Consider the following 20,513-nt stretch of genomic DNA (forward strand, 5'->3'; position numbering starts at 1 on the left):
TTACTCTGGGAAGCCGATTAGAATCCCGTCCACGCTGACAAGTGATTGAAATTTCTCAGGCGGAGCTGGAAAAGGTGCCGAGCGATCCAATGTCGCCAGAACCTGTTCGTCATACTCGGGATTTCCACTCGATTTAACAATTTTACGATCTAAAATGTTTCCACGGGAATCAATATATACACGCGCTTGTGCTTTTAAATCCCGCTTAGCCAGCCACTCAGGCAAAGCCCAGTGCTGTTTGATGTGACGATCAAGATCAGAACCATATGTGTCGTGCTGCAGTTTTGAAAGTCCTGTTAACGCAGTTCCCGGGGACAACTGATTGCCTTTGATCGGGGCGGCATCCGAAGAGGATTTGCCTGTACCTGATACCGGCGCTGGTTTCTTGGCTTCTTCTTTTAGTTTTTCGATCGCGGCCATGGCTTTAAGTTTATCCAAGGCATCGTTCTGTTTGGATTTAACTTTCTCAAGATTTACGCCATCATCTTTTTTTGCCTGTTTAGTTGGAAGCTTAACTTCAGGTTTAACAGGTTCAGGCGCTTTTTCCGCAGGCTTTTCCACAACCGGTTCTGGTTTTGGAGCGGGCTTGGGATTTTCTTTGGCTTCAGGTTTTGGTGGCAGATTGTTCGGATCAAGCTTGTCAGGCAGTCCCACCATGTCGACGCGAACTGCTTGGGTAAAATCAATAGCCTCAGGCGTAAAGAAGGTGGCCTTTACGACAAAGAAAATCAACAAAGCGACGTGAAGACCAAAGGAGATCGCCAGGCCGCGGTTGAGTGAATCAGTCTGAGGTTTATCTGTATTTACTTGGTTCACTTGTCTTTAGGTAACGTAACCAGTCCGATGTTAAAGATCCCAGCAGCGCGCACTTCCGCCATGGCTTCCGCGACGAAGCCGTAATCCACTTTGCGATCTGCTTGGATGAATACTTGTTTGTTCTTTTTATGTTCAAAGATGGCTTTGAGTTTTGGTTTTAGCTCGTCCATCTGAATGCGAGTTTTAGCAATGGTCATCTTTTGATCAGCGGCAATTACCAGAACGAAGGGCTCTTCGTTCATCTCAACTCCGGATGACGAAGTCTTCGGAAGATCCACGTCAATCCCTTGTTGCATCAGGGGAGTTGTCACCATGAACATGATCAGAAGAACCAGCATGACGTCCACCAAAGGCGTCACGTTGATTTCACTTAATGTCGCGCGGCTTTTTTTACCGCCGCCGCCGCCACTCATTCCCATGACTTAGTTTCCTTGAAAGAAGTTGCGTTTAACAATGTTCAGGAAGTCTGCGCCAAAGTTGTTCAAAGTAATTTCTTGTTTGCGAATACGGGAAATAAAACCGTTGTACAAAACCACGGCAGGAATCGCAGCCGCAAGACCGATCGCCGTTGCAATCAGGGCTTCCGAGATACCAGGTGCCACAACCGCAAGACTTGCTGAACCCGTCTGACCGATTTTGTGGAAAGACTGCATGATACCCCAAACAGTTCCGAATAACCCAATGAAAGGACCGGTACTGCCTGTCGTCGCCAAAACTGTTAGGCGGGATTCAAGCTTGGAAACTTCATTTTCGTTTGCCTTGTTGATGATACGCTCAAGATTGTCGATGCCTGACAAAATAGGTTTGTCATTTTCAGTGCGTGCCAAAAGCGGGGACTCGGAAATCTTTTTCATTTCCAGATAAGCTGCTTTGAAAACGCGTGCCACTGATGAATCTTTATATTGATCGATGTCTTCGTAAAGGGAATCCAAAGAGTTCACTTTCCAGAACTTGTTCAGGAATAGATCATCCGCTGTGCGCATCTTTTTAAACTGTTGGAATTTTGTGTATCCAATTGCCCAGCAAAAAACAGACAGAACAATCAGGATCAAAAGTGTTAGCTGAACAACAGGACTAGCCTGTGCAATTGCATCCCATGAGCTCGTATTAACCGATACAGAAGGTGCGGCCTCAGCGACCTGAACAAAAAGTGGAAACATAGATGGACCTCCATGTTCAACCTTATGCCCAAAAGGTCCTGAGATCAACCCGCGATGTCCCTATGGCGCAGGACCATCGTCGTGATTATTTTTTAGAGTACTGATTCAGCCAGCTGTTCAGTTGAGCGATGTCGTTGCTGATAAAACCATCAGCTTGATAGTCCATCGCGCGTTTGAACTCTTCCTCGTTTTCTACGATCAGGAAGATTTTTTTGTGACGACGGCGCATTTCCGCAATGACGTTGTCGTTAAATGCAGGGCGGCCCAACATTTTAAATGGAGCGATGAATACGTCGCCTTTGAATTGTGTGGAAGGTAAAACCCACAAGGAATCGAAGCTCATCAGGCGCATCAAATCCGGTCGACCCGATCCATATAACCAAGTGGGTTGCAGGCTTTTGATCGCAGCCATGATCAGATTCGTATCACTTTGAGCAATGGTGCGATGTTCAGACTTCAAGCCCTGTAAGGCTTCCGAGACAATCACATCCACATCAGTGACGTTATCCACGACATTCAAAATAAAGCGCGTGTTGGGGAATTTTTCGTACAGTTCTTTCAAAGCGGGAGTGCTTTTGTAGAACTCATTGATCTGCTCCCAGGAATAATCTGAAAGTTTGTTTCCCTGCATGATCTGAGCTGTCGGATTTGCTTTTTGCTCTTCAAGCTTTTCGTTTAAGAACTCAACGTCACGGCTTGGAGGCAGAATGAATGGAACGCGATTTTTGGAAATACGCACATCAGCCCAGATAATCACGTCGGGACGGGCATCAACGGCCTCGGCCATTTTTGCCAAAGTATGAGTCTTTACAGATACATACGGCGTCTGACCGTCAAAGAAAGGGGATTTGTATTCTTGGAAGGTTTGTCCCATTCCCCAAATACGGGTCATAAGGATAATAAAACCAACCATCGTGAGGGACGCAATTGTTGCTAACAGTACTCGCATATGGGCCTTGGTATAGCACTCTAAGATGCCGAAATCAGCACCTTTTTTCCAAACTAACGGAAAGATTCCTGTCACAATCTTAAATACGCTAAAATTAGGCGTATTTCATCTTGTTTTTCAATTGGCTTTCTATTAGATAACTGGTTCGTAATAGTCGGGTGAGCACATGAATAAGATCAATCGGAAATTAGAATACGCATTGATGGCTTTGAAGTACATGAGCCAAAAAATTCCAGGGGAGCTGACTTCTGCAAAAGAGGTCTCTGATGCCTTTAATACTCCTTTTGATGCAACTGCTCGTGTGATGCAACAGATGGCACAAAAAGGCGGATTTCTTCGCGCTGAGTACGGTGCCAACGGTGGTTATCAAATCACTAAGGACCTCGCAAAAGTTTCTATCCACGATTTAGTGGAAGTCATCGAGGGTCCGACTGCTTTGGTGAAGTGCCTGCACAAGGAAGTGCCTTGTGAAATTCAAGGGACTTGCAACATTGTTTCTCCGATTACGACTTTGAATAACAAGCTCACTGACTTTTATAAATCCGTCAGTTTGAAAGATCTTCTAGTTGAAAGAACTGCGATGCCGAAAAAACCTTCTGAGACGGTGATTCATGGATAACAACAAGAACAACCCTCTTGATACGTACGAATACAAATACGGTTTCACCACTGATATTGAAATGGACCAGGCTCCATTGGGTTTGACTGAGGAAATCATCAAACTGATTTCTGGTAAGAAAAATGAACCAGAGTGGATGTTGGATTATCGCTTGAAAGCTTACCGTCACTGGTTAACTTTGACTGAGCCAACATGGGCACACGTTTCTTATCCGGCTATCGATTTCCAGGCGATTCGTTATTACTCTGCACCTAAGAAAAAATCAGACGCGGATAAGCCTAAGTCTATGGATGATCTGGATCCCGAGTTGGTTAAGACTTTTGAAAAACTCGGCATTCCATTGTCCGAGCAAAAACGTATCTCTGGTATCGCAGTTGACGTGGTCTTTGACTCCGTTTCTGTCGGCACGACTCACAATGAAGTTTTGGAAAAAGCGGGAGTGATCTTCTGCTCTATTTCTGAAGCGGTTGCGAAACATCCTGAACTTGTTAAAAAATATCTGGGTTCTGTCGTTCCATACACAGACAATTTCTATGCGGCATTGAATGCAGCTGTCTTTACTGACGGTTCTTTCTGTTACATCCCTAAGGGAGTGCGTTGCCCGATTGATCTGTCCACTTACTTCCGTATCAACGCCAAAGACACAGGACAGTTCGAAAGAACTTTGCTGGTTTGTGACGAAGGTGGTTACGTGAATTACCTAGAGGGCTGTACGGCTCCTCAACGTGATGAAAATCAACTTCACGCAGCTGTGGTTGAGTTGATTGCGCACGATAATGCGGAAATCAAATACTCGACAGTTCAAAACTGGTACACGGGCGACAAAGAAGGCAAAGGCGGCATTTACAACTTCGTTACCAAACGTGGTAAGGCTGCTGGCAAGAATTCGAAAATTTCGTGGACTCAGGTTGAGTCAGGTTCTGCAATCACTTGGAAGTATCCTTCTTGTATTTTGCAAGGAGATGGTTCCGAAGGTGCATTCTATTCCGTGGCTTTGACTCACGATTTGATGCAAGCGGATACCGGCACTAAAATGATTCACATTGGTAAAAACACAAAATCGACAATCATTTCGAAAGGTATCTCTACAGATAGATCTTCGAATGCTTATCGTGGCCAGGTGAAGATCATGCCTTCAGCGGAAAATGCACGTAATTACTCGCAGTGTGATTCCATGCTGGTTGGCGATAAAAGCTCGGCGAGCACTTTCCCTTATATCGAAGTTAAAAATAAAACTGCGACGATCGAACACGAAGCGACGACTTCACGTATCAGTGAAGATCAGATCTTCTATTTGCAATCCCGCGGTTTGGATATGGAAAAAACAATTTCAATGCTGGTGAACGGTTTCTGTAAGGAAGTATTTAAAGAGCTTCCTTTGGAATTCGCAGTTGAAGCCGTGAAGTTGATCGAAATGAAATTGGAAAATTCAGTAGGATAATATCATGTTAGAAATTAAAAACCTCCATGCACGTGTTGAAGAAAAAGAAATCCTAAAAGGCCTGAACCTGACTGTAAAAGCGGGTGAAGTTCACGCCATCATGGGACCCAATGGTTCCGGCAAATCCACTTTGTCCAAAGTATTGGCGGGTCATCCGGCTTACGAAGTGACCGGTGGCGAAGTTAAATACGAAATCAACTTCATGATGCAGAATCTTCTGGAGCTGGCTCCGGATGAAAGAGCCAAAGAAGGCATCTTCCTGGCATTCCAATATCCGATTGAAGTTCCGGGTGTTTCTAACTTCACTTTCCTGCACACAGCTTTTAACTCTGTATTGCAACATCAAGGTTCTGAACCAATGCCTGAGGGCGAGTTCCGTGAATTCCTGGTGCAAAAATTGAAACTGGTTTCCATGAAGCCTGAGTACCTGGATCGTCCAGTGAACACAGGTTTCTCGGGTGGCGAGAAGAAGAAAAACGAAATCCTTCAGATGGCAGTTTTGTCTCCGCGCTTGGCGCTTTTGGATGAAACAGATTCCGGTCTGGATATCGACGCCCTTCGTGTGGTTTCAGACGGTGTGAACAAACTTCGTCGCAAAGACAACGCGATTATCCTGGTTACTCACTATCAGCGTTTGTTGGATTATATCAAACCTGACTACGTACACGTACTTCTTGGTGGAAAAATTGTTGAAACCGGTGACTCTTCCTTGGCGTTGAAGCTAGAGGAAAAAGGTTACGACTGGTTGATCAACTAAGGACAGGCATATGAATTTACTTTCGACTTACGAAAAATTCAGTCAGGCACATCCGGCGAAAGGCGCATTGGCTTCCTTCCGTCAGGCGGGCTATGACTATGCCTTGAAAAAGGGTCTTCCAACCCGCAAGGATGAAGAGTGGCACTACACCAGCGTTAAGGTTCTGGCTGACAACAGCTTTTTGCCAAGCGCTTTGAATGCGGTTTCACCTAGTCACGACACAATGGTGGCTATTCAAAAAAATCTTAATCCTGAATTCACGAATCTGGTTTTCTTTAACGGTGTCTTCAACAAGACATTGTCATCGGATTTGCCAGCGGGCTTGAATATGCGTGAGCAGTCTGAATACTCAGACAAGTTCGACGATACATTCGATGCATTGAATGGGGCTTACGCAGAAACTCCGTTCTATGTGCACCTAGCAAAAGATACATCTGTGGAAAAACCTGTGAATTTCGTCTTCTTCACATCCAATGAATCTGGCTCTGCGGTGATGGCGAACACTCGTATTTGCCTGGAAGTGGGTGCAAGATCTTCTTTGCGAGTTTTGGAAAGTCACTACGGCACAGGGGGCGCATCTTATTTCGCGAACTCTGTATTTGATCTGCAGGTGGGCGACAGCGCCAATGTGATTTACGTGCGTGTTCAAGCGGAAAGCCTGAATGCAGTCAATATCGGTCGCACGCGAATCAGCCTGGGCAAGCACGCGAATCTTGAAAGCCTGGCTTTCTCGACGGGCGCACAACTTTCCCGTCATAACTTTGATTTGGTTTTGAAAGAAAAAGGCTCCACGTCGCAAGTTCTGGGAATCTATGCGGTTCAAGGAACACAGCACGTGGACAACACGACTTTGATTGATCATGCGGTTGGGGAGTGTGCTACTCACCAATTGTACAAAGGTATTTTGGATGGATCAGGTCGTTCTGCATTCTGCGGTAAAATTCTGATTCAGAAAGATGCGCAGAAAGCGGATTCTTCGCAGTTGAATAACAATCTTCTTTTAAGCAATAAAGCTGAAGCGGACAGCAAGCCTTCTATTGAAGTGCATGCAGACGACGTCAAGGCGGGTCACGGTTCGACTGTAGGTCAGCTGAATAAGGAAGAGCTTTTCTATCTGTTGTCCCGTGCGATTTCCAAAGACAAAGCGATTGCTATGCTAAGCTACGGTTATTTGTCTGAAGTCTTGTACAAGGTTTCAGATGAGCGTATTCAGAAATGGCTGACTAAACATTTGGATGAGGCGTTTGCGCGCCTGCATTTGAACTAAGAAGGTAAAATGAGCAACTTGAACGAGCTTTTTGCAGAAATTCGAAATGAGTTTCCCGCGTTGACCCAAAAGGTTCACGGCAAAAAGTTATTTTATCTGGATAGTGGCGCAACGACACTGAAACCAAAATCAGTGATTGATCGTATTGCGCATTTCTATCTGTATGAATCTTCAAATGTTCATCGTGGTGCCCACTATCTGGCGGACATCGCGACTCAGGGCTTTGAAGGGGCTCGCCATAAAATTGCGGGCTTCCTGGGCGCTGGACAGGTTGAAGAAATTATCTTTGTTCGTGGGACAACTGAGGGTGTGAATTTCGTGGCAAATACTTGGGGTTCTGAAAACCTTAAGGCGGGCGATGAAATTTTGATCACCATCATGGAGCACCATGCGAATATCGTTCCTTGGCAAATGGTCGCTGAAAAAGCCGGCGCCAAAGTTGTCGCGGTGGATATTCTGGATAATGGCGAGCTGGACATCGAAGATTTCAAAAAGAAATTGAACAGCAAAACCAAGATGGTTGCATTCACGGCAAGCTCGAACGTTTTGGGTACGAATATCGACGTGGCGGGTTTGACTAAGCTTGCTCACGCAGCGGGTGCTAAAGTTCTGGTTGATGGCGCACAAATCGTGTCTCAACAGAAAGTGGATGTAAAAGCCTGGGATGTGGATTTCTTCGTATTCTCGGCTCACAAGTTGTTTGGTCCATTTGGTTTTGGTGCAGTTTACGGAAAAAAAGAGATTCTAGACACTTTGCCGCCTTATCAAGGTGGTGGTTCGATGATCTCGAAAGTGACGATCGAAAAAACCACTTTCAATGATGTGCCGACGCGCTTTGAAGCGGGTACTCCGCATATTGAAGGCGCAATCGGAACAGCCGCTGCTATCGAGTTCGTGGAAAAGATCGGTATGGATAAGATTCACGCCTACGAAATGGACGTGTTGAAATACGCAACCGACAAACTTTTGGAGATTCCGGATTTGAAAATCTATGGAACTTCGAAAGACAAGGGACCTTTGGTATCCTTTAATCTGAAAGGTGCTCACCACTCGGATGTGGGCCAGATTTTGGATCAAGAAGGTGTCGCAGTTCGAGCCGGTCACCATTGTACTCAGCCGTTGATGGCTAGACTTGGGGTTCCGGGGACAGTGCGCGCCTCTTTTTCAGTGTATAATAGTCGTGAAGACGTTGATGCTTTAGTTAAAGCCGTGGTGAAGGCCCGGGAGTTATTGTTATGAGTACGCAAGATGTATTAATCAGAATTCAAGCAACACCAAATCCAAACGCATGGAAATTCGTTTTGGACCGCCCGGTATTGACCGACGGCAAGGCAACTTACACCACCATCCAGGAAGCAGAGCAAAGCCCCTTGGCTTCAAGTCTGTTCCAAGTGGAAGGTGTACGTCAGGTGCATTTGTTCCAAAACGTGATCACGATCACTCACAGTTTTGATTCTGATCCGGAAGAGATTCAAAAAAATGCCTGCGCCGTAATTCAAACGCGCATGCCAATCCATAATCCCAATGTCACGCAAGCCGATGAAAAGAAGCTGAAACGCGCAGGCCTTCCACCCGAAGTTCAACGCATCGAAGAGATCTTGGATGAAACCGTACGCCCAGGCCTACAAGGCGACGGTGGCGACTTGGACGTAGTAAAATACGAAGAAAACAAACTCTACGTATTCTACCAAGGCGCCTGCGGCACCTGCCCAAGCGCAACCAGCGGAACCTTGATGGCCATCGAAGGCATCCTCCGCGACCAATTCAACCCAACCATCGAAGTCATCCCTCTTTAGGTAACAGTTCCCTTTTTGTAACTACAGAGAGTCAAAAGCCCACTCGAGAGAGCGGGCTTTTTTGTGAGGTACGGACACACTTTCTCCAAAGTAGTGCACGACCTGATTGTGCGATGCGGAACCGCTGCGGTTCCGCATGATGTTAATCGGTGATGGTGCTCGGACATGCGCTTGGTTCTTCATCGGCGTTCAATTCTTTTCCTAGACGCCTTCTTTTCGAAATACTAAGCTTTGCTATGTCTTCCACTTAGGCACTGTTCAATCTAGAATTAAACCTGATCTATTTTTGCCTCATATGGAGTATTTGATGAATATATACGCATCAGGCGATCAGTGGAAAAACTGGATGAGAGATTTCAGATTTGGAACCCTGGCTTTTGTACCCAATGGAGATCTTCGCCAATCGGTGGATACTCTTCGAAATGAGTATGATCCCATCTCCGCCAAAACTTCCATGGCACATGTAACTCTAACTCAGCCATTTGCGAAGGCTCCGTCCAAAGAAGACATTGAAAGTATCGAAAGAATTGCTTTTGTCACAGATCAATTCGATATCGAGGTTGGGCCCGCAGTAACTTCTCCGAACAAAAGATTGTTGTGGTTAGACATCAATCCTAAAGACCCTGTTCTTGCACTAAGAGAATCTCTTCACGAAACAGGTTTGTTCAGAACTGATTTGCCTCTGACCAAAGGATTTATTCCCCATATGACCATTTCAGAGGCCGGGCGTGAACCTGATGAGGTCCAATTAATCAATTCCACTTTGAACTCGAAGTTCCGCCCGTGGAGTGTTCCATTCTCATCGGTTGCCTGGATTATTCCTGACGAGGATTTTGTCTTCAGGGAATATCGACAATTTGATTTGAAAGTACGGACTTAGCTGGAACGTCTCAAAATAGAAATGCGTTTCACAGAAGTTTTTCAGAGGGAAAATTCTGATAAAGTGATTTTCTAGACAGCGCATGTAAAGTGTCTGGACAGAAGTTCGCTGCGAGAAGCAAGCAATTCGTTATTGGTCGGCACAAGTGTTGTAAGGAGCCATAGTGGGGGATCGCATATGTCTCGTTATCATAATCACATTGTATTTTCAGTCGCATTTAGTTTGGTTGTGGGCGCCGTATTATTCGCTGAGGTGAGTAAGGACCGTCCACCTGCTCCAAAAGAAATAGAATTTGTCGATGATGGAAGCGGCTTCAGTCTTGCGACTGTTTTAATTGAGCAAGAGTTAACCACTATGGCCATGAAAAAGGGCCGTACTAAACAGTATGAAGAGCAACTTCGTTCTCAAGTGAAAAGACTGTCTCAATCAGATATCAAATTATTGAAGTCGAAAGCGGCTAAGTCGCTGAAAGCTGAAGAGCGCACGGCTGCAGCTTATTTGCTGTCTCAAGCGGGTCCGGATGTTCAGGCTGCTCAGCCAGCTCGTCAGATTGCGAGCGCTTCGGTAGCTAAAAAAGTAGTGGTGCCGACAAAAGCTGTGAAGCAAGCAAAGGCTAAAGCTGTAGTGGCTGCGAAAAAGCCGATGAAGCGAGTGCCAGCGCATGCTGCCGGCAGATCTGCTAAAGTGGCTAAACGATAATTAGAGTGCGATCTCTTCCTGAGTCTTTTCTTCTTCTGCTGGAGCCCACTCCAGCAGAGACATTTCCGGGGTCTTATTCCAATCCACATTCACGCGATTGATGATCTTGATGGAGACCTCGTTTCCTTCAATAGTCCAAAGAATAGTGTCACCTTTCGCAATGCCCAGTGCCTTGCGCACGCGTTGCGGAATAGTGGTTTGATTCTTTCTTGAGGCCTTGGAAGTTGCGGATGATCTGCTCATGCGGGTGCTCCAACAATTAACGTTCTAAATCGCTACTGCTACCAGAATAAAGCGGTGAAAATAGCTTGTCGAACAGTGTCCGCCGTAGACGGATGCAAACCCTTCTTTGAGCCAGTTTTTAGGCTTTCGAAATCAGTGTACCAATATGAGATTTTTTGTCGGGGTGTGGGAGAAAGTGTGTCCGTACTTGTGTGCCAAGGAGTGGGTGCTTCCGCCTAGCGGAACCGCGGGGAGAAATAAAAAAAGGTCCGTCGGCAACTCTGAACTAAACCTGTTTTAGCTAAGGTGGGTGACCATGATAGCGACTTTAGGCTTCTCAGTACGAGCTGAGCTTGCACACCATTGCCAGGGACAGTCCCCAAAAATATGCTTGTAAGGTTTAATTTCGCTGAGCTTTACGCCTTCGAACCCTCTGAAAACTATTCTAGCACGAAGTATAGTTTCGTCAATCGAACCGGACTCTAACTTTTTCGTAAGCCTCCGATATATTGCTTATGACACCTCAAAAGCTTGATTTTATTTTCCCGTTCGTGGTTTTTTTCTATGGACTCCTCATGGTACTTGTGCTGGAAAATCGCGCCTTGGTGAAGCTGGGTGAAGAGCGCATGGGCCAAGCATTTCAGAACATGGTGAAGCATAAAAATCTGGGCTGGATTTGCTTTTTTGTGGGCGGTCTTTGGGCCGCGCAAAATGTCTGGCACTCGTCACTCTGAGTATTGACTCCTCCCGGGGCTGGCTATAGCTTCAGTCCCCATGTCTGACCCTAAAAACCAACCCCTTCGCAAGACTGAAAATTACGCGCAACTCACGTTGGATGCGGCTCAAGGTCCATCGACTGAACAGCCCGTAAAATCCAACGAGCCCGCAGTGCTTTCTGTCGAGCAATTAAATATCCAGATCAAGCAATTGATCGAAGGCCAAATGGGTATGGTTTGGGTGCGTGGCGAGCTTTCCAATTTCAAGGCTCACACCTCCGGGCATTTTTATTTCAGCGTTAAAGATTCCAAGTCACAAATTACTGCGGTCATGTTCCGCGGAAACAACTCCCGCCTGAAATTCAAACCGACTGACGGTATGGAAGTTATGGTTCGCGGTCGTGTGACAGTGTACGAGCCCCGCGGCAACTATCAGTTGATGGTTGATATGATGGAACCCGTGGGCGCTGGGGCTTTGCAAAAAGCCTTCGAGCAGTTGAAGCATAAACTTCGTACTGAGGGCTTGTTTGATTCAGCCCGCAAAAGACCGATTCCAACATTTCCAAGACATATTGCGATCGTGACTTCTCCGACCGGGGCAGCTATTCGCGATATTTTGAATGTCCTTTCCCGCCGGGCAAAATCCATCCAGGTCACCATCGTTCCGACAATCGTGCAAGGGGAGGCAGCGGCACCTCAGCTGCGTGAGGCATTTAAAAAAGCCGTGGCTTTGCCTGATGTAGATGCGGTGATTGTAGGTCGCGGTGGCGGCTCTATCGAAGACATGTGGTGTTTCAATGACGAGGGCCTGGCGCGTTTGATTGCGGCAAGTCCGATCCCGGTTATTTCAGCAGTGGGACATGAAATTGATTTCACTATCGCGGATTTTGTCGCGGATTTGCGTGCGCCAACACCTTCGGCCGCCGCAGAGCTGGTTGCAAAAAGTTCTTCCGAGCTCGTGAATAAAGTGACGTCACTGGAGCGTATGTTGAAATTGTCTTTCGATAGAAAGATGAAATTCCTGCGGGAAAAATCATTGGGCTTGTCCAAACGCCTGGTGGATCCAAAACGTCGCTTGGAAGATCTTGAACTTCGTAACGATGATTTGCTGACTCGCCTGGAGTTGGCTGTTTCGACATTGATCAATAAGAAAGATCACCGTGTCGAGTTGCTGACGCAAAAACTGGGTACTCCGCAAAACCTGATCGATCGTCGTAAGAAGGAACTGAACTTCCTGCAACAGCGTTCCGAGAAAGCCTTGTCGTTTTCTTTGGAAAGAAAAAAATCCCGCATGGATCGTATGATGGCAATGCTGGATAGCATGAGCCCATTGCGAGTCGTGGATCGCGGATATTCAATTGTAACAAAAGATTCAAAAGTTATTAAATCAGCAAGCCAGGTTAAAGCGGGCGACAGCATCGATATTCGCCTGGCTCAGGGTTCACTCACAGCCACAGTCAGTGGCGTGAAGGAGGAATAATGGATTTCGAAAAAAAATTGGGACGTCTTGAAGAGATCGTTCAAAAAATGGAAAAAGGTGACTTGGCTTTAGAGGATTCTTTAAAGCTTTTCGAAGAGGGCGTGAAGCTTTCCCGTGAATGTCATCAACGTCTGTCTGAAGCAGAAACAAAAGTGAAACTTTTGATGTCTGTGGGTGCTGACGGCAAACCAGTAACCACTGATTTCACTCCAGAGGAGTAGTCGTTTTGGACTTGGCGATTCAGCTTGAGCAGGAAATGACCTTGAAGGTGCAAACTGTGAATCAGTTTGTGGAAAAGTATTTGTCTGACATGGAGTTGCCTCAAGGTGCTGCCATTGCCGAGCTTCGTAAGTCCATGCTCTATTCTGCAACCAACGGCGGAAAACGCTTCCGTCCGGTTCTGTCGATCCTGATCGCAGAGGCGTTGGGATCTTCGACAGAAAAAGTCCTGCCTTTCGCAACCGCGGTCGAGCTGGTTCACACGTACTCTTTGATTCATGATGATTTGCCGTGCATGGACAACGATGACATGCGCCGGGGTAAGCCCACAAATCACAAGGTCTTCGGTGAAGATTTCGCGTTGCTTGCGGGCGATGCTCTTTTGACTGAAGCCTTTTTAATTATCGCAAAAAACTATTCTGAAAATGGCTTCCTGGTAGGTCGTTTGGTGCAATTGCTTTCTGAAGCTGCTGGCATTCGCGGCATGGTGGGTGGTCAGGCTATCGACCTGCGCGCAGGTCAAAAACAGCTGACACAAGCCGAGCTGACTCATCTGCACCTTTTAAAAACAGGCGCGTTGATTCGCGTTGCGGTTGAAGGTGCTGCTTTGATCGCAGGCGCCAAAGTTCATGAAATCGAATCATTGAAAAAATTCGGTGAAGGACTGGGGCTTGCATTTCAGGTTGCTGATGATGTTTTGGATCATGGTGAAAAGGATCAGGATGTTCGCAGTTTCACCGGTATCATCGGACTTGAAGCCACTAAAGACCTTTTAAAAACCATCAGTGAAAGTACCATGGCGGAACTTCATAAGGTTTGCCCGGATTCAGCGATGCTTGAATTCCTGGTGAATTTTAATATTTCCCGAAAGCACTAAAAGCTATGGCTGATAAAAAACGTTTGGACATATTTGTGTTTGAAAAGGGCTTGGCCCAATCGCGCACCCATGCCCAAGAGTTGATTGAAGCCGGCCAAGTTTTCTTGGAAAAGAATGGCCAAAGACAAGTCCTTAAGAAATCCAATATTCCAGTGACGGCTGATATGGAAAACCTGATTTCAGTAGATCAGGGTCCTGCGAATCGCTACGTATCTCGTGGCGGACTAAAGCTTGAGGGAGCCCTTAAGCATGTAAATCTGAACATTCAAAATTTTGATGTATTGGATGTGGGTATTTCCACGGGCGGATTTACAGATTGTGCTCTGCAATCCGGCGCACGCTATGTTTTGGGTGTGGATGTCGGGCATGGGCAGGTGAGTCCTGCTCTGCTAAAGAACCCAAAACTTAAGGTCATTGAGGGAATCAATGCCCGCGCACTATCCCAAGAAGCGGACGTGGTCGCGGCAACTCCTTCTGAAGGTTTTGATTTGATTGTCATGGATGTTTCCTTTATCTCGATTGAAATGATTCTGCCGGAATTGGCACGATTCCTAAAACCGTCGGGACATATCCTAAGTCTTGTAAAGCCACAGTTCGAGGTCGGCGTTGACGGGCTGTCAAAGGGTGGTATTGTCAAAGACACTTCGTTATATTTGAAAGTCGAAGAAAAGATCAAAGCCTGCTGCCAAAACAGCGGCTTTGATGTGAAGGACTATTTTGCTTCTTCCATTGAAGGAAAGGACGGCAATCATGAGTTTTTTGTATTCGCGAAAAAGCGCTAGCTTTCTATTGGCAGTGATTTTCCTGGCGGGTTGCCAATCCATCCGAACTCGTGATGATATCCGTGGTCCAAAACCAACGCCGCCGTCGAACGGCAAGACTCAAAAGCCAACCACTTCCCAACCCATCGAAGATTCATCTCCTTATCAGCCAGATGTTCAGGTTGAAGAACCTGTAGCACCGCCACCTCCTCCAGCGCCGGTAATCCCAGCGATGCCGAAGATTGCCTTTATCCTGGGTGGCGGGGGAGCAAAAGCCTACGCCCACATCGGATTCTTGCACGAGCTTTCTCGTGCGAAGGTTCCGGTTTATGCTATCGGTGGGGTCGAGTTCGCCTCCCCAATGGCGGCGTTGTATGCAAACCGTGAGCAAGCCAACGACGTTGAATGGCAAATGTTCAAAATGAAAGATGACGAGATCATCAAGAAGTCCTTACTTGGAAACGTGAATAAGAACGGCGACATCTCGGTGATGCGCGATTTTTACAGTACCGCTTTCAAAAATCAAAAAGCGGAGGACTTCCGTATTCCCTTTGCATGTCCTTCGTATAATTTGAAAAAGAACCAGGCCCTGATGATGAATCGCGGTGGCATGGAGCAATTGCTGTCCATGTGTATGGCCTATCCGCCATTCTTTAAACCCTTCCAGGGCAATGTTGCAGCTGTGAGGGAAGTCTCGGGATTGGCCCGTTACCTGCGCCAAAAAGGTGCGAACTTTGTGGTGTTGGTAAATGTCCTGCAAGGTCCGGGCGGCAACAAACCGTTCACTTTGGATGCTAACGCTACCGACAACGTATTATGGAGTGAGATCGCGGGACTGTATAATAAGCCTTTTGCAGGAGTTGATACAGTCATTACCCTTGATACGGGTGACTATGGTATTATGGATTTCGATAAGCGCCGTGAAATTATGAATAAGGGTGCTGACTCAGCAAACCGCCAATTGAAAACTTTGACACGTAAATGGGGACTTTAAAAAGTTCAGGAGACCGGAATGAGAAAACCAACTTTTGACATGAACATTTTTGCTGCAAGAAGAAAAAGCCTGGCTCAACAAATCCCAGGTTCTGCCTTGGTGGTTGCTTCTCATCCAGAAACGATCCGCAATCACGATGTACATTTCCCGTACCGCCAGGATTCGAACATGTTCTACCTGACTGGTTGGGAGGAGCCTGATTCCATCTTGATCGTTCGTCCTGGTCAAACACCAGAGACAGTGATGTTCGTGCGTCGTCGTGACCGCGAAAGAGAAACTTGGGATGGATTCCGCTACGGCCCAGAAGGCTGCGAGCAGGAATTTAAAATCGACAAATGCTACCCAATTGATGAGTTTGAAAAAATGGCTCCGCAATTGTTGTCTACGGTTGATTCCGTCTACTATCGCCAGTTCAAAAACAAAGAAGCTGACGAAAAGATGGAGCACGTGCTGAATACTGTTAAGCAAATGCGTGGTCGCACTGGCTACGGTCTGCTTTCAGTGCACGATGCCGACACTTTGATCGGTGAAATGCGACTGGTGAAGTCAGAGTACGAATTGACTCAACTTCGCGAAGCTTGCGAAATCTCTGCTCAAGCACACTTGGCAGCGATGCGCTTTACCCGTCCGGGTGTGACTGAGCGCCAGGTTCAGGGTGTATTGGCTCATAACTTCTACATGAGAGACTCTGCTCGTGAAGGTTACGGTTTCATCGTGGCTTCTGGTAATGCAGCAACGACTCTTCACTACAACTTCAACGATCAAGTCTGCAAAGACGGCGATCTGTTGTTGATCGATGCAGGGGCCGAGTACAACTACTACACAGGTGACATCACAAGAACTTATCCAGTTAACGGTAAGTTCACTGATGAACAAGGCCGCGTGTACGAAGCTGTTTTGAAAGTTCAAAAGGCGATCGTTGATTTCGTAAAACCAGGAATTGTATTTAAAGATCTTCACGACATGGGTACATCCATGCTGACAGATGCAATGCTTGAGCTGGGTTTACTATCAGGTCGCAAAGACGATTTGATCCAAGCCTTGGCACAAAAGAAATACTATCCGCATGGTATCGGTCACTGGTTGGGTCTTGATGTGCACGATGCTGGTTTGTACTTCAAAAAAGGCGAACCACGTCCGATCGAAGCTAATATGTGTTTCACGATCGAGCCAGGTCTTTACATCCCAGCTGATGATACATCTGCGCCGCAAAAATACCGTGGCATCGGCATCCGTATCGAAGACAACGTCCGCGTTACTTCAAACGGTGTAGAGAATATGACCACATCAGTTCCAAAAGAAATTTCCGACATCGAAAAAGTAGTCGGTAAAAACTAAAAGGTACGCCGTGCCTTTGGAGGTGCGGTGTGTTGACTGTAAGAAGCTCCGTGATTGTCGGAGCTTTTTTTTGCCCAAAAGCTGGCATCCGATGCCACAATGATAGAAGGAGGCGTCGTTGAATAAAAGTATCAAGATCGTTCCCTCCCACGAATCTGACATTTCTGCCATTCTGCATTTTATCACTCAGCTTGCGAAGTATGAAAAACTTGAGCACGAAGTGGTCGCGACAGAGGACTCTTTAAGAAAGACTTTGTTCGGCGATAGAAAATACGCGGAAGTTATTTTCTTAGAGGAAGACGGTCAAAAAGCCGGTTTTGCACTTTTCTTTCATAGCTATTCCACATTTCTGGCTTTACCGGGAATTTACCTGGAAGATCTTTTCGTTCTTCCTGAGCACCGTGGAAAAGGTTATGGCAAAAAGCTACTATGTCACTTAGCTAAGGTCGCTGTCGATCGCGGATGTGGTCGACTGGAATGGTCTGTTCTTGATTGGAATAAGCCAGCCATTGATTTTTATTTGTCACTGGGATCTAAACCCATGGACGAGTGGACGGTTCACCGTGTGACCGGTGAATCTCTTAAGGTGCTTGCAGGCAAAGCTTGAACTAATATGCTTCATCCTAAATAAAGCGGTGGCGCAACCAGCCTTTATCAGCGGCATTTTGTGCAAGCTCGGCTTCTGTTTTAAAGATCTTATCATCACGAGAAGCCGCACTGACAGCCAAGCGCAGGTGAGTGGCGCTTTCAAGCAAATTGAAGTCGCCCATAGTGTTTCCACTTGCCAGGAATGGCAGCTTACCGCCGGTCTTAGCTAACAAAGCTTCAACTTTGCCTTGGCGATAGGTGATCACTCCATTTTGTTTGTCAGTGATGATTCCATCATGAACTTCTGTTTCCACACCGATGATGTTGTCATGCTCAAGCCCCACCAACGAAGCTCCACCTTCGACCGCCCATTTAACAGAAGCAGTGATGACGTAAATTTTTACACCTTTGGAAAGTAAAAGCTGGATCAACTTGCGCTGTTCAGAAAATACCGGAACCGGAGCTGCTGCCTTGACGGCATCCTTGGCCCACTGTTGAACCTCTGTCAAAGATTTACCCTGACAGATTTGTGCCAGCCACAAGTAAGCTTTGCGCGGATCTTCGGCCTTCATGTTTTCATAGTGATTCCAAGGATCGGCTGGCAAAGCTACCAGCTTGTTGTCGATCTGGTGGTGAAAGAAGGTCTCGCCCAAATCGATATCCCACAAAGTTCCATCGGCATCGAAGGCAGCAACAGGATTTTCCTGTTCTTTCAAAACCTGGTCGAGTGTGTTGTTAATCGCAGCCCAAATGTCAGAGGAATAGTCTTTGTATTTCATCGGGTCTTAGTATGAAATAGATACGTCAAAATGACAAGGGAGCTGGGGTTCATGAGTCTTTACTGTCGCGTTATCCAAACTGACGATTTACAACGAATTTTGGATCTCGAAAATCGCAAACTTACGGAACAATATCCTGACGAGATGGAAAGAATGATCGCGTTATGGAATTCCAAACACCGCGTGGAAGCTTTAAATCACTATATTGCACTTGGTTGGAGCTTTTTGGCCGAGGACCAGGAATCAGGCACGCTGTTGGGTTACTTCATTGCTCAACCATTGCTGTTCCTTGATGGGCAGACGCAAACACTGTGGGTTGAGCATGTGCAGTTTACAACTTTGCAGGCCCGCGATGAACTTTGTGAGTTGGCTTACAAACTGGGTCGCGAAAAACATCTGCAAAGAGTTTACTTTCCGTCAGAGAATGGAGTTCCGAACTCGGTAAAAGGTTTTAAGCCCGCAACTTGGGAGCCAGGCACGCTTGCTGTAAAAACAACGAAATAGGATAAGGTATGAAGAATTTTTCCTTCGTGAATCGCATTCAGAATTTGTCCAAAATGAAAACTCAGGAATTCGATCTTGTCATCATTGGTGGCGGGATTAACGGAGCCGGTGTCGCACGTGATGCCTGTGCGCGGGGTATGTCAGTCGCTTTGGTTGAGGCCCGGGATTTTGCTTCAGGAACTTCTTCTCGCTCCAGCAAAATGGTTCACGGCGGGATTCGCTATCTGGAAAACATGGACTTCAAACTTGTTTTTGAAGCCTTGAACGAAAGAAATAAATTATTCGAAATGGCTCCACATCTGGTGCATCCATTGCGTTTCATGCTCCCATTGTACAAAGAAAGCCGTGTCGGCATGTTTAAGATGGGTCTTGGCATGTGGCTTTACGATATTCTGGCTTTGTTTCAATCACCAGAAATGCACGAGCGTCTTGATTCCAAGCAATCCATGGAACGCATGTCAGCACTTCGCGAAAAAGATCTTTTGGGTTCGTATGTGTATTCAGATGGCTACATGGATGATGATCGTCTGGTGCATGAGACTTTGCGCTCCGCAAACGAAATGGGCATGGTTGCCGCAAACTATGTGGCTGCCACGGGTGCGGATTTCGGTGCTGATGGAAAAATCACCGCGGTTCATTGCGAAGATCAGCTTAATAAAGAAAAATTTAAAATTCGCGGTCGCCATGTGATCAGCTCTGTAGGTCCCTGGACTGACCAGTTGGGTTCGAGTCTGTTTAAGGAATGGAAAAAGATTCTGCGCCCAACCAAAGGCATTCATCTGACGTTGCCTAAAAACCGTCTGCCGCTGGAAACAGCGGTGGTGATGGGAGCAGAAAAAGGCGACCGAATTGTTTTCGGTATTCCGCGCCACGAGATGATCATCATCGGCACAACAGATACGGACTTCAAAGAATCTCCAGAAAATGTTTCCGTCACGCCGGAAGATGTAAAATATCTTTTGGAAATCACTTCCCACTATTTCCCAGGCGCCAACTTGACGGCGCACGATGTGATTGCAAGCTATGCAGGTGTTCGTCCCTTGGTGAATGACGGATCTTCTTCAGAGGGCAAAACAAGTCGCGAGCACACGATCATTGATGATCCACGGGGCGTCACATTTGTGGCTGGTGGCAAATACACGACTTACCGCCTGATGTGCCAACAAACGGTTTCCCACGCACTGAAAAGTTTCACTGTGGAAGATCGCGCCAAGTTTGCGAAAAAAGATACGACCGTTGCTTTGAATGAATTTACATCTGAAAGTGCTTACCACGAGGCACGCGTGCTTGCGAGTGCGTGGGCTCAGGAGTATGGCCGCCCGACAGAAGATGTTGTGGAATTGGCGCAGCGGTACGGACGGGAAGCCGAAGTTATCCTAAGCAAATATGATTATAAGTATACTTACTGGCAGCTGGAAGCCGCCCAGGCCATCGACAATACGATGTGCTTGAACTTGAAAGATTTCTTTTCGCGCCGGGTTCCGTTGTTCCTAGCGGATCGCAATCATGGACTGAAGCATTTGGATGAAATTGCTCAAGTTTTCCAAGAGAAACTGAGCTGGTCAGACAAAAGACTTCACGACGAGAAGCACGCACTTTCCGAGTATATGGGGCATGAACTCGAGTGGAAAAAGCACTTTTAAGTTCGTCT

At 46.6% G+C, this 20,513-nt stretch carries 24 protein-coding genes and 1 other RNA gene; 18 read left to right on the forward strand and 7 right to left on the reverse strand.

All coding sequences use genetic code 11. The features are described 5' to 3' along the window. The 4 genes from ACLVWU_RS00805 to ACLVWU_RS00820 all read right to left on the reverse strand — a co-directional run bounded on the left by ACLVWU_RS00805 (position 1) and on the right by ACLVWU_RS00820 (position 2,925). Positions 1 to 816, reverse strand: a complete 816-nt coding sequence (locus ACLVWU_RS00805) for a TonB family protein (RefSeq protein ID WP_413576561.1) — start codon at positions 814 to 816, stop codon at positions 1 to 3. Further along, complete coding sequence (locus ACLVWU_RS00810; RefSeq protein ID WP_413576562.1) at positions 813 to 1,235, reverse strand: ExbD/TolR family protein; 423 nt, start codon at positions 1,233 to 1,235, stop codon at positions 813 to 815. The genes ACLVWU_RS00805 and ACLVWU_RS00810 overlap by 4 nt, the downstream gene beginning before the upstream one ends. Positions 1,236 to 1,238: 3 nt before the next feature. After that, positions 1,239 to 1,976, reverse strand: a complete 738-nt coding sequence (tolQ, locus tag ACLVWU_RS00815; RefSeq protein ID WP_413576563.1) for a protein TolQ — start codon at positions 1,974 to 1,976, stop codon at positions 1,239 to 1,241. Between the two features lie 85 nt (positions 1,977 to 2,061). Next, on the reverse strand, positions 2,062 to 2,925 hold the full coding sequence (locus tag ACLVWU_RS00820; RefSeq protein WP_413576564.1) for a hypothetical protein: 864 nt from the start codon (positions 2,923 to 2,925) through the stop codon (positions 2,062 to 2,064). Positions 2,926 to 3,091: 166 nt separating this feature from the next. Here ACLVWU_RS00820 and ACLVWU_RS00825 point away from each other — a divergent pair, with 166 nt between their 5' ends. The 8 genes from ACLVWU_RS00825 (at position 3,092) to ACLVWU_RS00860 (ending at position 10,384) form a co-directional block, all read left to right on the forward strand. Beyond that, positions 3,092 to 3,544 (forward strand): RrF2 family transcriptional regulator, encoded by a 453-nt coding sequence (locus tag ACLVWU_RS00825; RefSeq protein ID WP_413576565.1) that lies wholly within the window; start codon positions 3,092 to 3,094, stop codon positions 3,542 to 3,544. Next, complete coding sequence (gene sufB / locus ACLVWU_RS00830) at positions 3,537 to 4,985, forward strand: Fe-S cluster assembly protein SufB (RefSeq protein WP_413576566.1); 1,449 nt, start codon at positions 3,537 to 3,539, stop codon at positions 4,983 to 4,985. Before ACLVWU_RS00825 ends, sufB begins: the two co-directional genes overlap by 8 nt. Positions 4,986 to 4,989: 4 nt before the next feature. Then, positions 4,990 to 5,742, forward strand: a complete 753-nt coding sequence (gene sufC / locus ACLVWU_RS00835; RefSeq protein ID WP_340598336.1) for a Fe-S cluster assembly ATPase SufC — start codon at positions 4,990 to 4,992, stop codon at positions 5,740 to 5,742. 10 nt (positions 5,743 to 5,752) lie between these two features. Further along, positions 5,753 to 7,009 carry a Fe-S cluster assembly protein SufD gene (gene sufD / locus ACLVWU_RS00840; RefSeq protein WP_413576567.1) on the forward strand — a complete coding sequence of 419 codons (1,257 nt, stop codon included), beginning with the start codon at positions 5,753 to 5,755 and terminating at the stop codon, positions 7,007 to 7,009. A 9-nt stretch (positions 7,010 to 7,018) separates the two neighbouring features. Continuing rightward, the gene (locus ACLVWU_RS00845; protein ID WP_413576568.1) at positions 7,019 to 8,248 is read left to right on the forward strand and encodes an aminotransferase class V-fold PLP-dependent enzyme; all 1,230 of its coding nucleotides are present in this window, start codon (positions 7,019 to 7,021) and stop codon (positions 8,246 to 8,248) included. Beyond that, the gene (locus ACLVWU_RS00850) at positions 8,245 to 8,805 is read left to right on the forward strand and encodes a NifU family protein (RefSeq protein ID WP_413576569.1); all 561 of its coding nucleotides are present in this window, start codon (positions 8,245 to 8,247) and stop codon (positions 8,803 to 8,805) included. Before ACLVWU_RS00845 ends, ACLVWU_RS00850 begins: the two co-directional genes overlap by 4 nt. A 307-nt stretch (positions 8,806 to 9,112) precedes the next feature. Next, complete coding sequence (locus ACLVWU_RS00855) at positions 9,113 to 9,685, forward strand: 2'-5' RNA ligase family protein (RefSeq protein WP_413576570.1); 573 nt, start codon at positions 9,113 to 9,115, stop codon at positions 9,683 to 9,685. Positions 9,686 to 9,862: 177 nt separating this feature from the next. After that, on the forward strand, positions 9,863 to 10,384 hold the full coding sequence (locus ACLVWU_RS00860) for a hypothetical protein (RefSeq protein WP_413576572.1): 522 nt from the start codon (positions 9,863 to 9,865) through the stop codon (positions 10,382 to 10,384). Here the strand turns inward: ACLVWU_RS00860 and ACLVWU_RS00865 are convergent, their stop codons facing one another. After that, positions 10,385 to 10,627: an AbrB/MazE/SpoVT family DNA-binding domain-containing protein gene (locus tag ACLVWU_RS00865; protein WP_413576573.1), complete on the reverse strand. Its 243-nt coding sequence runs from the start codon at positions 10,625 to 10,627 to the stop codon at positions 10,385 to 10,387. Between the two features lie 241 nt (positions 10,628 to 10,868). Continuing rightward, positions 10,869 to 11,032: non-coding RNA, 6S RNA (gene ssrS / locus ACLVWU_RS00870), on the reverse strand. Between the two features lie 149 nt (positions 11,033 to 11,181). On the opposite strand from ssrS, the gene ACLVWU_RS00875 reads away from it, so the two are divergent. The 8 genes from ACLVWU_RS00875 (at position 11,182) to ACLVWU_RS00910 (ending at position 17,598) form a co-directional block, all read left to right on the forward strand. Continuing rightward, positions 11,182 to 11,340, forward strand: coding sequence for a hypothetical protein (locus ACLVWU_RS00875; protein WP_413576574.1), 159 nt, complete (start codon positions 11,182 to 11,184; stop codon positions 11,338 to 11,340). 40 nt (positions 11,341 to 11,380) lie between these two features. Then, positions 11,381 to 12,802 (forward strand): exodeoxyribonuclease VII large subunit, encoded by a 1,422-nt coding sequence (gene xseA, locus ACLVWU_RS00880; protein WP_413576575.1) that lies wholly within the window; start codon positions 11,381 to 11,383, stop codon positions 12,800 to 12,802. Beyond that, positions 12,802 to 13,023, forward strand: a complete 222-nt coding sequence (locus ACLVWU_RS00885) for an exodeoxyribonuclease VII small subunit (protein ID WP_088616156.1) — start codon at positions 12,802 to 12,804, stop codon at positions 13,021 to 13,023. Before xseA ends, ACLVWU_RS00885 begins: the two co-directional genes overlap by 1 nt. 5 nt (positions 13,024 to 13,028) lie before the next feature. Next, complete coding sequence (locus ACLVWU_RS00890; RefSeq protein ID WP_413576576.1) at positions 13,029 to 13,898, forward strand: polyprenyl synthetase family protein; 870 nt, start codon at positions 13,029 to 13,031, stop codon at positions 13,896 to 13,898. Between the two features lie 5 nt (positions 13,899 to 13,903). After that, positions 13,904 to 14,680, forward strand: a complete 777-nt coding sequence (locus tag ACLVWU_RS00895; protein WP_413576577.1) for a TlyA family RNA methyltransferase — start codon at positions 13,904 to 13,906, stop codon at positions 14,678 to 14,680. After that, on the forward strand, positions 14,649 to 15,653 hold the full coding sequence (locus ACLVWU_RS00900) for a patatin-like phospholipase family protein (protein ID WP_413576578.1): 1,005 nt from the start codon (positions 14,649 to 14,651) through the stop codon (positions 15,651 to 15,653). The genes ACLVWU_RS00895 and ACLVWU_RS00900 overlap by 32 nt, the downstream gene beginning before the upstream one ends. Before the next feature lie 18 nt (positions 15,654 to 15,671). Next, entirely contained in the window at positions 15,672 to 16,991 is a 1,320-nt protein-coding gene (locus tag ACLVWU_RS00905) for an aminopeptidase P family protein (protein ID WP_413576580.1), read from the forward strand. A gap of 118 nt (positions 16,992 to 17,109) precedes the next feature. Continuing rightward, entirely contained in the window at positions 17,110 to 17,598 is a 489-nt protein-coding gene (locus ACLVWU_RS00910; RefSeq protein WP_413576581.1) for an N-acetyltransferase family protein, read from the forward strand. Between the two features lie 16 nt (positions 17,599 to 17,614). On the opposite strand, the gene ACLVWU_RS00915 is transcribed toward ACLVWU_RS00910, so the two are convergent. Continuing rightward, positions 17,615 to 18,358 carry an HAD family hydrolase gene (locus ACLVWU_RS00915; RefSeq protein ID WP_413576582.1) on the reverse strand — a complete coding sequence of 248 codons (744 nt, stop codon included), beginning with the start codon at positions 18,356 to 18,358 and terminating at the stop codon, positions 17,615 to 17,617. Between the two features lie 51 nt (positions 18,359 to 18,409). Here ACLVWU_RS00915 and ACLVWU_RS00920 point away from each other — a divergent pair, with 51 nt between their 5' ends. Then, a complete protein-coding gene (locus ACLVWU_RS00920; protein WP_413576583.1) occupies positions 18,410 to 18,862 on the forward strand; it encodes a hypothetical protein in 453 nt (150 codons plus the stop codon). An 8-nt stretch (positions 18,863 to 18,870) separates the two neighbouring features. After that, positions 18,871 to 20,505, forward strand: coding sequence for a glycerol-3-phosphate dehydrogenase/oxidase (locus ACLVWU_RS00925; protein WP_413576584.1), 1,635 nt, complete (start codon positions 18,871 to 18,873; stop codon positions 20,503 to 20,505). Positions 20,506 to 20,513: the final 8 nt, after the last annotated feature.

The organism is Bdellovibrio sp. HCB290, assembly GCF_047305925.1.
Classification (GTDB): Bacteria; Bdellovibrionota; Bdellovibrionia; order Bdellovibrionales; family Bdellovibrionaceae; genus Bdellovibrio.

Coding starts and splice junctions, on each gene's coding strand:
- ACLVWU_RS00810 (WP_413576562.1), bottom strand. CDS start 1,235: ATGGGAATGAGTGGCGGCGGCGGCGGTAAAAAAAGCCGCGCGACATTA.
- tolQ (WP_413576563.1), bottom strand. CDS start 1,976: ATGTTTCCACTTTTTGTTCAGGTCGCTGAGGCCGCACCTTCTGTATCG.
- ACLVWU_RS00820 (WP_413576564.1), bottom strand. CDS start 2,925: ATGCGAGTACTGTTAGCAACAATTGCGTCCCTCACGATGGTTGGTTTT.
- ACLVWU_RS00825 (WP_413576565.1), top strand. CDS start 3,092: ATGAATAAGATCAATCGGAAATTAGAATACGCATTGATGGCTTTGAAG.
- sufB (WP_413576566.1), top strand. CDS start 3,537: ATGGATAACAACAAGAACAACCCTCTTGATACGTACGAATACAAATAC.
- sufC (WP_340598336.1), top strand. CDS start 4,990: ATGTTAGAAATTAAAAACCTCCATGCACGTGTTGAAGAAAAAGAAATC.
- sufD (WP_413576567.1), top strand. CDS start 5,753: ATGAATTTACTTTCGACTTACGAAAAATTCAGTCAGGCACATCCGGCG.
- ACLVWU_RS00845 (WP_413576568.1), top strand. CDS start 7,019: ATGAGCAACTTGAACGAGCTTTTTGCAGAAATTCGAAATGAGTTTCCC.
- ACLVWU_RS00850 (WP_413576569.1), top strand. CDS start 8,245: ATGAGTACGCAAGATGTATTAATCAGAATTCAAGCAACACCAAATCCA.
- ACLVWU_RS00855 (WP_413576570.1), top strand. CDS start 9,113: ATGAATATATACGCATCAGGCGATCAGTGGAAAAACTGGATGAGAGAT.
- ACLVWU_RS00860 (WP_413576572.1), top strand. CDS start 9,863: ATGTCTCGTTATCATAATCACATTGTATTTTCAGTCGCATTTAGTTTG.
- ACLVWU_RS00865 (WP_413576573.1), bottom strand. CDS start 10,627: ATGAGCAGATCATCCGCAACTTCCAAGGCCTCAAGAAAGAATCAAACC.
- ACLVWU_RS00875 (WP_413576574.1), top strand. CDS start 11,182: ATGGTACTTGTGCTGGAAAATCGCGCCTTGGTGAAGCTGGGTGAAGAG.
- xseA (WP_413576575.1), top strand. CDS start 11,381: ATGTCTGACCCTAAAAACCAACCCCTTCGCAAGACTGAAAATTACGCG.
- ACLVWU_RS00885 (WP_088616156.1), top strand. CDS start 12,802: ATGGATTTCGAAAAAAAATTGGGACGTCTTGAAGAGATCGTTCAAAAA.
- ACLVWU_RS00895 (WP_413576577.1), top strand. CDS start 13,904: ATGGCTGATAAAAAACGTTTGGACATATTTGTGTTTGAAAAGGGCTTG.
- ACLVWU_RS00900 (WP_413576578.1), top strand. CDS start 14,649: ATGAGTTTTTTGTATTCGCGAAAAAGCGCTAGCTTTCTATTGGCAGTG.
- ACLVWU_RS00905 (WP_413576580.1), top strand. CDS start 15,672: ATGAGAAAACCAACTTTTGACATGAACATTTTTGCTGCAAGAAGAAAA.
- ACLVWU_RS00915 (WP_413576582.1), bottom strand. CDS start 18,358: ATGAAATACAAAGACTATTCCTCTGACATTTGGGCTGCGATTAACAAC.
- ACLVWU_RS00920 (WP_413576583.1), top strand. CDS start 18,410: ATGAGTCTTTACTGTCGCGTTATCCAAACTGACGATTTACAACGAATT.
- ACLVWU_RS00925 (WP_413576584.1), top strand. CDS start 18,871: ATGAAGAATTTTTCCTTCGTGAATCGCATTCAGAATTTGTCCAAAATG.